This is a genomic window from Streptomyces pactum, from assembly GCF_002005225.1.
GTDB lineage: Bacteria > Actinomycetota > Actinomycetes > Streptomycetales > Streptomycetaceae > Streptomyces > Streptomyces pactum_A.
This window is the reverse complement of sequence record NZ_CP019724.1, coordinates 1,733,125-1,743,646: the sequence shown is the minus strand read 5'-3', so window position 1 is coordinate 1,743,646 and position 10,522 is coordinate 1,733,125. Positions and strand designations below refer to the sequence as shown.

The following is a 10,522-nucleotide window of genomic DNA, read 5'->3' as shown; positions in this document are numbered from 1 at the left end:
CGCTCCCGCCGCACCCGGTGTCAGCCGCCCAGGCCGGCGTCCTCGCGGAAGAGTTCCTGGTCCAGCCAGACCGCGGCGCGGGCGCCGTCGGCGGCGCCGGTGATCACGAAGGTGAGGGCGTCCGGCAGGGCCTCCAGACGGGCGGTGTCCCCGGCCGCGTACACGCCGGGCACCGACGTGCGCTGGAACTCGTCGACCCGCACACAGCCGTCCGGGAGGATCAGGCACCCCAACTGCTCGGCCAGCGGGGAGTGCTGGCGGGTCGGCGGCCGGTGGTAGACGCCCTGCCGCTCGATGACCCGGCCGTCGGCGAGGACCAGGCGGACGGCGCCCTCCTCGCCCTCGATCCGGGTCACGCCCGTCTCCTCCACCGCGATCCCCGCGTCGGCGAGCCGGCCCGCGGCCTGCTCGGGCACGGGGTGGCCGTCGGTGCACACGATCACGTCCCGGCTGAAGCGGTCGGCGACGTACAGGGCCTGCATGACCTGCGGCAGTTCATGCCCGAGGACGGCCAGGCTCATCCCGGTGGTCTCCCAGCCGTGGCAGAACGGACAGTGGTACACGCCCCGGCCGAACAGCGCGGACAGCCCCTCCACCCGCTCGTCGAGCACGTCGACCTGCCCCGTGGCGAGGACCAGTCTGCGGGCGTGCTCCACCGCGCCGTCGGCCAGCGTCACGGTGAATCCCCGGGGCGTGGTCGCGGCGGTGGTGACGGTGGCCCCACGCACCTCCACGTTCGGGTAGGCGGAGAGCTGGTCGCGGCCTATGCGGCGCAGTTCGGCCGGCGGGAACCCGTCACGGCTGAGGAACATGTGCATCCGCGCCGCGGGTGCGTTGCGGGGGCGGTCGGAGTCCAGCAGGAGGACCCGCCTGCGCTGACGCCCGGACACCAGCGCCGCGTTGAGGCCCGCGGGCCCGCCGCCCACCACGATCACGTCGAACATCGTCGTCACTTCTTTCCTGGTTCGGCGATCAAGAACTAGTACGATAATCATTATCATTTTCAACAGTGGAGTCCGAGGGGAACGGTGGGAATACCGATGCGAGACAAGACGGCCGTCGGCGTCCTGGGCGGTTACGGAGCGGTCGGCGGTGCGGTCGTGCGACGGCTCCACCGGGCGGGTGCCGGCCCCCTCCTGGTGGCCGGCCGTGACGCGGACCGGGCGGCGGCGCTGGTCACCGGACTCCCGGAGGGCGGCTCGGACGCGGCTGCCCTGGCCGTCGATCTGACCGACCCCGACTCGCTGGACCGCTTCACGGCCGGATGCCGGCTCGTCGTCAACTGCGCGGGTCCCTCGTACCGCGTGCTCGACCTGGTCGCGCGGGCAGCGCTGCGCAACGGCGCCGACTACGTGGACGCGGCCGGTGACGATCCGGTCCGCGACCTGCTGTCCGCCGGCCAAGGCGCCGAGCGATGGGCGGCGGCCGGACGCGTGGCCGTGCTGTCCGCCGGCGCGCTGCCCGGTCTGTCGTCGCTGCTGCCTCGCGCCCTGGCCGCCCGCGCCACCGCGGCGGTCGCACTGGACGCCTACGTCGGTGGTGTCGCGCCGCTCACCCCGGCCGCGGCCGGCGACGTGCTGCTCGGCCGGGGGCCGGAGCACGGCACACCGGCGGCCGCCTGGGAGGAAGGACGGATACGGGAGCGCGCCCTGGCCCCCCGCCGGGCGGAGCGGCTCGATGCCTTCCCGGCGCCCGTGGACGCCTTCCCCTTCCTGTCCGCCGAGGCCGTCCGGCTGGCCCGCGACACGGGTGTCGGCCGCCTGCGCTGGTACACCGTCTTCGGCGGCGGCCGCCTGGCCGAGGAACTCGCCATGGCGTGGGCGCTGGACGGCACGGGGACCGCCGAGCTGGTCACGGCCGCCGACGAGGACGTGCGGCGCCACGGGGCCTGGTACGGACAGGAGTTCCACCTCTGGGACGGGGTGGAGGACGGGCCGCCCACCGCAAGGCTGGTCCTGCGCGCCGAGGACTCCTACGAGCTGAGCGGGTTCCTGGCCGCCACCGCCGCGCTCGGGGTCCTCCACGGGGCGATCGCACCCGGTGTGCGCTTCGCCGCGGAGGTACTCGATCCGCTGCGCGTCACCGAGGACCTGGCGACGGACGGGGCGGCCGAGCTCAGGATGCTGTGAGGGTCCGTGCGCCGGCGCGCCTGCGGGAGCCGCTCGCGCGCCCGCCGGTCAGGGGTCCGTCCGGCGGTCGGCCGGGCGGTGGCAGTCACCGCACACGCCCGTGAGTTCGACGGTGTGGTCCACCGCGCGGAATCCGATCAGCCGTACGGTCCTCGCCACCCACTGCTCTACCTCCTCGGAGTCGACCGCGAGGCTGAGGCCGCACTCCCGGCAGACGGCGTAGTGCCGGTGACCGCCGTCCGGCCTGGGCCGGTAGAGACGCTCACCGTCACCGTCCCGTACCACGTCGACGTGCCCGGCCGACTCCAGTAACCGCAGGGTGCGGTAGACGGTGGTCAGCCCCACCGCCACGCCGTCCGCGGCCAGAGCGGCGTGCAGGGCCTGCGCCGAGACGAAGCCGTCGCAGGCGCGCAGGGCCCCGAGGACCGCGGCTCGCTGCCGGGTCGTACGCCACTCGCCGCGGGCCGTTCCGTACATGGGCGTGCCTCCTCGCGTCCGGCGGGCCGCGCGGTGCCGGACGCCGTCCGTCCAGTGGGTCTCTCGCAGTCGTCAGGCGCGGACCGCGCGCCCGTCCCTCATCTCGACCACTCGGTCCGCGAAGTGCCGTACGACCGCCCGGTCGTGGCAGATGAACAGGTAGCCGAGGCCCAGTTCGTCCTGGAGGTCACAGAGCAGGTTCAGCACGCCGGCCCGCACGGAGGCGTCGAGCGCCGACACCGGTTCGTCGAGGACGAGCAGCCGCGGCCCGGAGGCGAGGGCGCGGGCGATCCCGGCCCGCTGGCACTGGCCGCCGGAGAGTTCGTGCGGGCGCCGGTCCCCGTACGAGGGGTCGAGGCCGACCCGGTCGAGCAGCTCGGCCACGCGGGCGGGTCCGTCGGCCCGGTCCCATCCGCCCTGCACCTTCAGCGGCTCGGCCACCGCGTCGCGGATGCGGTGCCGGGGGCTCAGGGAACCGTAGGGGTCCTGGAAGACGGGCTGCATGCGCGGGCGCAGCGGGCGCAGTTCACGTTCCGTCAGGGTCGTCAGCTCCCGGCCCTCGAAGCGGACCTGCCCGCCGTCGGGCCGGCGCAGTTGGAGCACCGCGAGGGCCGTGGAGGACTTGCCGCAGCCGGAGGGGCCGTTGAGGGCGAGGGTCTCACCGGCGTCCAGCGTGAACGAGACCTCGTCCACGGCGGTCACCGGGCCGTAGCGGACGACGAGGTCGCGGACGTCCAGCAGGGGGTGGTTCACACGAACTCCCGGAGAGGGTCGGGCACGTCGTCGGCGTGATGGCAGGCGACCAGGCGTCCGTCCACGGTCCGCGGTTCGGGTTCGCGGTCGCGGCACGGGTCCGTCGCCAGCGGGCAGCGCGGCGCGAAGGCGCAGCCCGGCCCGAGGGCGTCCGGCGCGGGCGGGGTGCCGGGGAGCGCCGGCAGCCGGCGGCGCCGGGGGCCGTCCTGCGGGAGCGAGGCCAGCAGGCCCGCCGTGTACGGGGCGCGCGGACGGCCGAGGACCTGCCGGGCCGGGCCTCGTTCGGCCGCCCGGCCCGCGTACATCACCAGCACCTGGTCCGCGTGCTCCCGTACGACCTCCAGGTCGTGGGTGACGAGGACCAGCGCGGCGCCGACCGCCTCCCGCTGCTCGGCGAGCACCCGCAGCACCTGCTCGCGGCGTTCCTCGTCCAGCGCGGTGGTCGGTTCGTCGGCGACGACGACGTCCGGCTCGTTGACCGTCGCCATGGCGATCACCGCGCGCTGCCGCATACCGCCCGAGTACTCGTGGGGATAGGCCCGCGCCCGGCGCGCGGCGTCCGGGATGCCGACCCGGTCCAGTGCCGCCACGGCCAGGTCGCGCGCCCGGCCGCGGGACAGGCCCCGCACCGAGCGCACGGCTGCCGCGAGCTGGTCGCCGACGGGGTGGACGGGGGAGAGGGCGGACAGGGCGTCCTGGGGGACGAGGGTGATCCGGCGCCCGCGTTCGGCGGCGAGGTCGGCGGAGCCCCGCAACCGCACGCTGCCGCCGGCCGTCGCACCGCGCGGCAGCATGCCGAGCAGTGCCCGGGCGGTGAGGGACTTGCCCGCGCCCGACTCCCCGACGACGGCGAACACCTCGCGCGGGCGGACGTCGAACGTCAGCCCGCGCACCGCCTCGACCGCGCCGAACGCGATCCGCAGATCACGCACCGACAGCAGTGCCTCGGACGGCATGGGTGGTCTCCTTTCGTGACGTGCGGCCGGTCGTGCGCCGGGCTCCGCGGCCCTGCGCGTACGCCGCTCCCGTCACGGCCAGCCCCGCCAGCAGGGCCAGCGCGACGGCCGGGGCGAGCGCGGCCCAGGGGGCGCGTTCGATGTAGGCCCGGGACTCGTCCAGGAGCAGGCCCCACTCGGGGGCGGGCGGCTGGGCGCCCAGCCCCAGGAAGCCCAGGGAGGCCAGGGCGAGGGCGATGCCGGGCAGCCGGAGGAGGGCGTGGCGGGCGACCGGGGCGGCGACGGACGGCAGGACGTGCCGGGTGAGGATCCACAGGGGCGGTGCCCCGATGGCGCGTTGGGCGGTCAGGAACGCCGACGCCCGCACCTCCTGCACCAGCGCCGCCGCGTGCGCCGCCAGGGGCGGCCAGGAGATCAGCGCGACGGCGAGGGCCGCGCCGCCGGTGCCGGGACCGGCCGCCGCCGCGACCAGGATGCCGACGATCACGGGTGGCAGGGCGTTGGCGATGTCCGCCGCCCCCGCCGCGACGCCGGGCAGGAAGCCCAGCGCCAGCCCGGCCAGCAGGCTCAGCAGGCAGACGGCCACGGCCGTACCGACCGTAGCGGCGGCGCCGTGCCCGAGCCGGGCCAGCACGTCGCGGCCGAGCCCGTCGGTGCCCAGCGGGTACGCCCAGGAGGGCGGGGCCAGCCGGGCGGCCGTGTCCACCGCGTACGGGTCGCGCAGCAGGCCCCAGCCGATCACCGCCAGCAGTACGGCGGCGAGGGCGGCCGGGACCGCCGGGTGCGCCCGGACCGGGCGGGCCGGGGGCAGCGCGAGTCCGGCGTCGCGCAGGGCGGGGCCCAGCAGCCGACGCCGTACCAGGGCGGCCAGCGCGCCGGTGACCAGGCCCAGGGCGAGCAGGGCGAGGACCGCGCCCTGGAGCAGCGGCAGGTCCTGCGACTTGGCCGCGCCCAGCGCCGTACGCCCGATGCCGGGCACCGCGAACACGGTCTCCACCGCGACCGCGCCGCCCGTCAGGCCGACGGCGACCATCCCGAACTGCGGGACCAGCGGCGGCAGTACGCGGCGCAGCGCGGCGGCCGAGACGCGGGCGCGGCTCACCCCCGCGCCCCGCCACAGCTCCACCCACCGTTCGTCGAGCACGGCGGGCAGCGCGTCCGCGACCAGCCGCCCGAGCAGGCCGCCCGCCGGAACACCGAGCGCGAGGGCCGGCAGGACCAGGTACTCGGGCCCCCGCCAGCCCGACGTCGGCAGCCATCCCAGCCACACCCCGCACACCAGCAGTGCCACGGTGGCCAGGAGGAACTCGGGCACGGCGGCGGCCATCGCGGCGAACGCCCCGGCCGACCCCCGGCCCCGCACCAGTACGGGTGCCACCAGGGCCGTGGCCAGCAGCACCGCCACGGTCAGCGCGGCGGCCATCAGGCCCAGCGAGACCTGGAGTCCGGAGACGACGGACGGCAGGATCTCCGTCCCCGACACCCACGAGGTGCCGAGGTCGCCGCGGAGCAGTCCGGCGGCCCAGTCGCCCAGCAGGGAGAGCGGGCCGGCGTCCAGGCCGAGGTGCTCGCGGATCGCGGACAGCGCCTCCTCGGTCGGCTCCTGTTCGGCCGACCGGGCGCGCAGCACGGTCAGCGCCGGGTCCCGGCCGGAGAGCCAGGGCAGCAGGCCGACGGCGGCCAGCACGGTGACGAGGGCGACGGCGCGCGTCACCCCCGCTGCGCGCGGCCTCACTTGACGTGCGTGTCGAGCGTGACCAGCTCCCGCTCGCGCGGGTCGTGCGCCGCGCCGACCACGTCGGCGGCGTCGCCCTGGATCACGCGTTCGTGGAGCATCGGTACGGCCGCGTCGGTGGCGAGCACGGCGGCCTCGGCGTCGACGACGGCCCGGCGCCGGGCCTCACCCGTCGGCGTCGCACCGGCCTTGCGCAGGGCCTTGTCCACGGCCGGGTCGGCGAGTTGGGAGATGTTGAAGGAGCCGTCGGAGGCGAAGTCGCTGTACAGGTACGCGGCCGGGTCACCGGAGTCGAGGACGGTGGCCCGGGAGAGGACGAACGCGTCGAACGCGCCCGCCAGCGCGTCGGACTCGATGTTGGCGTACTCGCGGACCTCCAGCTTCACCTGGAAGCCCGCCTTCTCCAGTCGCTGTTGCAGTGCGGCGGCCACCTCGGGCAGTTCGGCCCGGTCGGTGAAGGTGCCGATGGTGATGCTCTTGCCGGACGGATCACCCGCCTTCGCCCGCCGCACCGGTTCGCGCAGCCCGGCCGCCCACGGCAGTGCGGGCCCGAGCAGCCCCTCGGCCACGTCGGCCCTCCCCTCGTACACGCCCTTCACGATCGACTCGGCGTCGATCGCCTCCCGGGCCGCCGCCCGCAGCGCCGGGTCCTTGAAGGCGCCCTTCTCCGTGTTGAGGTACAGCGTGTTGGTGCGGGGCATCGGGACCTCGGTGATCAGGTCCTCGTCCAGCAGCGCGGCCTGCGAGACGGGCACCGCCTCCACGATGTCCGCCTCGCCGCTGCGCAGGGCGGCGGCGCGCGCGGTGCCGTCCGGCACGAACGTGACGTCGATGCCGGGAGCCTTGGCCGTGCCGCCCCAGTAGTCGTCGTAGCGGTCGAGGGCGGCGGAGGAGGTGCCGTTGACCTCGGTCAGCTCGAAGGGGCCGGTGCCGGCGCCGACCGGGTTCACGGTCTTGCCCCGGTAGGCCTTCGCCGCGAGGACCGACAACTGCGGGGAGCTGAGCCGCTGCGGGACCAGGGGGTCCTCCTCGGCGGTGGTGACGGCCACGGTGCCGGCGTCCCCCGCCTTCACCGTCAGCTCGACCCCGTCGAGGATGCGGGGCTTGGGGGAGGCGCCGGCGGCCCGGGTGAGGGAGCGGACCACGGCCTCGGCGGTCAGCTCGGTGCCGTCGTGGAAGGTGACGCCCTCGCGGAGGGTGAAGGTCCAGGTCCGGCCCGACTGCTTCCACCCGGTGGCCAGCGCCGGTTCGGGGTCGCCGTCCGCGTCCAGTTTCACGAGCGTCTCCGCCGTCGACCAGCGGGACAGCTTGAACGCGTCGTCGGAGAGCGGGGACAGGCCCGAACGCGGCGGCTGCATCATCGCGACGCGGATGCGCTCGCCCGCGTCGGCGCCGGTGGCTTCCGTGGACGCGAAGCAGCCGGTGAGCAGGGCGGAGGCGGCGAGTGCCGCGGGGAGAGGCAGGAGGCGGGCGGGGACGCGCACGGGGTCACTCCGGGTAAAGAGCCGGTCAAAGGTTGAGCGTTCGACGACCGTAGCACGATGACAATCATTTTCAAGCACGGGCTTTCCAGGTCACCTTCTCCTGCCGTGCCGGTCGGCGAGACCACGGCTCGGGAGGCGCTCCCGCGTGGCCCCCGGCCGACTCGGCCACGCGGGCACGTCGGCCTTGGGGCGTACGGAAAGCCGATCAGGGCCCCGCCGCGAGGGCCGGGTCGTGGAGGCGAGGACGCCTGAGAGGTGCCGCGCGACGGCGGCTCGGTCGTGGCCGTCGGCGGCGAACAGCCCGTTGGTGTAGTGCGCGAGCGGACTGCCCGGGGTCGTGATCGCGACGACCGGCGGCAGGCGGGTGGCTGCTCGCGGGCGCGGCCCACGGCCTCGACGTGCTGCCGGGCGCCTTCGCCGCCGGTGCTTGACCCGCCTCGTGCTGCACGCGGAGGGCGCGCGCAGGCCTGCGCACCCGCCGAACCGGTCACCCGAGTGACCGTCGGAATGGGCAGGGGCTACGGCCGCCCAGGTGCCGGAGCGAACCCGCACGGACCGGACGGCCCTCGCGCTGTTCGCCGCCGGACACCCGCTGACGAACCCCGAGGGACCACCGTCCGCTTGAGCGGGCAGGTCAGGCGTCGGCCTTGTCGGAGCGGTCCGCGGGACGTCGCCGCAGCTCCTCGTTGATGCGCCGGGCCTCTTCCAGTTGGTCCTCGAGGATGACGATGCGGCAGGCGGCTTCGACGGAGGTGCCCTGGTCGACCAGCTCGCGGGCGCGGGCGGCGATGCGTAGCTGGTAACGGGAGTAGCGGCGGTGACCGCCGTCGGAACGCAGGGGCGTGATCAGCCGGGCCTCCCCGATGGCCCGCAGGAAGGCGGGGGTGGTGCCGAGCATCTCCGCTGCTCGTCCCATGGTGTAGGCGGGGTAGTCGTCGTCGTCGATACGGTTGAGCGGATTGTCTGCGGTCACTGGCACCTCTGATCGGGGAACGCGTCGAGGGGCCTTGGTGCCGTACGGCACCAAGGCCCCGAGGGATTTGTAACACCATCTGCCGGCTTACTGCGGTGCCGGCTCTCTGTTTCCGCACCAGCCACTGTGCAAGGGCGGGCGGTCAAGGGATCGCGGATGCGTGACCGTGGGACCACCTTCCGTTCCGGGGCCTGCGGTACCCGGGAGAACCGTTCTCGCCCGGGCGATCCTGATGGCGTTCGCCTCCTTCTCTCTTCCTTCTTTGCATCTCTCGGTACTGCTGGCACTGCGTACTGCCGGCGGCCCTGGTAGGCCGCCTGGCCCGGCAACCAGCGGCGGGACCCTGGGAATCTCTGGCCCACGCCACTCCGCTGCCGTGCCGAACCACTGTCCTGCATGCGGGCAGTTCGTCTCTGCCGCGCCTCACTGACTTCCTGGCTACAACAAGACAGTAACCCCAACGACGGCCGCATGTCTACATCAGCCGCTACAGGTTTCACTCCGAACGGGTGACCGTTTCTCTGCATCCATGCCATCCGCTCAGGTGGGCCGGGCGACGGCCGTGGTCGAGACGGACGCCGGTCGGTACCCGGTGTCGCCGCCCTGGAGCAGATGGCCCGGGAACCCGAGCGGATCAGACGGAGCGCAGCCCATGTTCACCCGGCAGTACCTCCAGGAGCACGCCGAACGTCGCGTCCCGGCCGCGCCCACGACGGCTGCGTCCGCCAGGTCATCACCGCGTACCCCGTAGTCGCGGGCCGGTTGGCGGTTGACGCACGAGCCGGCCGAGGGTCCGCTCGACGACCGGGCGCAGGGGCGCATGGCGCGGTGGCCCGGGCGCTCCTCGCCGGCGGTCACCCTCGGTTACTATGCTCACTTCATGCCTGAAGCCGGTAGCAGGGGGCGGACGGCCATCGACGGACTGCCGGGGAGGCGGGAGGATCAGCATGGTGGCCGGAACTCCCCGGGTCCTCCCCAGAGCTGTGGACGAGCCGATCTCTCTGTGCGGCACCCAGGAGGTCGCCATGGGTTTCGAGGCCGACAGGGGTGACGGGATGGGAAAATGCTGAGGAGCGTCACCGCCGCTCGCTATGTCGAGCCCCTGCATACCGGCGGCTCCGTCCCCGGCGTCGTCGAGGCCGACGACCTCGGCACCTACGTCGTGAAGTTCACCGGCTCCGCGCAGGGCCGCAAGGCGCTGGTCGCCGAGGTGATCGTCGGTGAGCTGGCCCGTGAGCTCGGGCTGCGCGTCCCCGAGCTGGTCCTCGTGCGATTCGACCCGTCCATCGCCGCCGGTGAACCGCATCAGGAGGTGCGGGACCTGCTGGACGCCAGCGCGGGACTCAACCTCGGCATGGACTACCTGTCGGGCGGCGCCGACTTCACGCCCGAGGTCGCGGAGGTGTTCCCGGTGGACCCGGGGGAGGCCGGTCGCGTCGTCTGGCTGGACGCCCTCACCGTGAACGTCGACCGCACGGTGCACAGCTCCAACCTGATGGTCTGGCCCACCCTCGGCATCGCGCCCCCGCGCCTGTGGCTCATCGACCACGGGGCGGCCCTCGTCTTCCACCACCGCTGGGGCGCCTCCCCGCCGGAGAAGGCGTACGACTTCCGCCACCACGCGCTCGGCCACTCCGCGCCCGACGTCCGGGCCGCCGACGCCGAGCTGGCGCCGAAGGTGACGCGGGAGCTGCTGCACGAGGTGGTGGCGCGGGTACCGGAGGTGTGGCTGACCCGAGAGGCCGGCTTCGGCACACCGGACGAGGTCCGGAACGCCTATGTCGGCTACCTGCACGCGCGCGTCCGGGCCTCCCACGACTGGCTGCCCACCGGCTTCCCGACCCGTGACGAACTCGCCGCCGAGAACGCCGCCCGTGCCGCCCGTACCCGGCGGGGACGTCCCGACTGGCTCAAGCGCGTACCCGACCTGCACGGCAAGCCGCCCGCCGAGCAGGACTGGTCCGTGCACCTGGGCTGACGCGCGTCGGCGCCCCCGGCGCGGTGCGGTACCGGGG

9 protein-coding genes are annotated in these 10,522 nt (G+C 74.6%); 2 read left to right on the top strand and 7 right to left on the bottom strand.

All coding sequences use genetic code 11. The annotated features are described in order from the left end of the window. Window positions 1–20: 20 nt before the first annotated feature. Window positions 21–944, bottom strand: coding sequence for an NAD(P)/FAD-dependent oxidoreductase (locus B1H29_RS07215; RefSeq protein WP_055419942.1), 924 nt, complete (start codon window positions 942–944; stop codon window positions 21–23). Window positions 945–1,040: 96 nt separating this feature from the next. Between B1H29_RS07215 and B1H29_RS07210 the strand changes: the two genes are divergently transcribed. Next, a complete protein-coding gene (locus tag B1H29_RS07210; RefSeq protein WP_055419451.1) occupies window positions 1,041–2,129 on the top strand; it encodes a saccharopine dehydrogenase NADP-binding domain-containing protein in 1,089 nt (362 codons plus the stop codon). A 48-nt stretch (window positions 2,130–2,177) separates the two neighbouring features. On the opposite strand, the gene B1H29_RS07205 is transcribed toward B1H29_RS07210, so the two are convergent. From B1H29_RS07205 to B1H29_RS07180, 6 genes are all read right to left on the bottom strand, one after another. Then, on the bottom strand, window positions 2,178–2,606 hold the full coding sequence (locus B1H29_RS07205; RefSeq protein ID WP_055419450.1) for a Fur family transcriptional regulator: 429 nt from the start codon (window positions 2,604–2,606) through the stop codon (window positions 2,178–2,180). Between the two features lie 72 nt (window positions 2,607–2,678). Continuing rightward, on the bottom strand, window positions 2,679–3,359 hold the full coding sequence (locus B1H29_RS07200; RefSeq protein WP_055419449.1) for an ATP-binding cassette domain-containing protein: 681 nt from the start codon (window positions 3,357–3,359) through the stop codon (window positions 2,679–2,681). Then, the gene (locus B1H29_RS07195) at window positions 3,356–4,315 is read right to left on the bottom strand and encodes an ABC transporter ATP-binding protein (protein ID WP_055419448.1); all 960 of its coding nucleotides are present in this window, start codon (window positions 4,313–4,315) and stop codon (window positions 3,356–3,358) included. Before B1H29_RS07195 ends, B1H29_RS07200 begins: the two co-directional genes overlap by 4 nt. Continuing rightward, a complete protein-coding gene (locus B1H29_RS07190; RefSeq protein ID WP_055419447.1) occupies window positions 4,284–6,050 on the bottom strand; it encodes an ABC transporter permease subunit in 1,767 nt (588 codons plus the stop codon). Before B1H29_RS07190 ends, B1H29_RS07195 begins: the two co-directional genes overlap by 32 nt. Continuing rightward, window positions 6,047–7,534 carry an ABC transporter substrate-binding protein gene (locus B1H29_RS07185; protein ID WP_055419446.1) on the bottom strand — a complete coding sequence of 496 codons (1,488 nt, stop codon included), beginning with the start codon at window positions 7,532–7,534 and terminating at the stop codon, window positions 6,047–6,049. Before B1H29_RS07185 ends, B1H29_RS07190 begins: the two co-directional genes overlap by 4 nt. 634 nt (window positions 7,535–8,168) lie before the next feature. Beyond that, entirely contained in the window at window positions 8,169–8,507 is a 339-nt protein-coding gene (locus tag B1H29_RS07180; RefSeq protein WP_055419445.1) for a MerR family transcriptional regulator, read from the bottom strand. 1,063 nt (window positions 8,508–9,570) lie between these two features. Here B1H29_RS07180 and B1H29_RS07170 point away from each other — a divergent pair. Then, complete coding sequence (locus B1H29_RS07170; protein ID WP_055419443.1) at window positions 9,571–10,485, top strand: HipA family kinase; 915 nt, start codon at window positions 9,571–9,573, stop codon at window positions 10,483–10,485. Window positions 10,486–10,522 lie beyond the last annotated feature (37 nt).

Bases quoted from the DNA above. Each gene is read 5' to 3' on its own strand.
- B1H29_RS07170 (WP_055419443.1), top strand. From the start codon at position 9,571: ATGCTGAGGAGCGTCACCGCCGCTCGCTATGTCGAGCCCCTGCATACC.
- B1H29_RS07215 (WP_055419942.1), bottom strand. From the start codon at position 944: ATGTTCGACGTGATCGTGGTGGGCGGCGGGCCCGCGGGCCTCAACGCG.
- B1H29_RS07205 (WP_055419450.1), bottom strand. From the start codon at position 2,606: ATGTACGGAACGGCCCGCGGCGAGTGGCGTACGACCCGGCAGCGAGCC.
- B1H29_RS07210 (WP_055419451.1), top strand. From the start codon at position 1,041: ATGCGAGACAAGACGGCCGTCGGCGTCCTGGGCGGTTACGGAGCGGTC.
- B1H29_RS07195 (WP_055419448.1), bottom strand. From the start codon at position 4,315: ATGCCGTCCGAGGCACTGCTGTCGGTGCGTGATCTGCGGATCGCGTTC.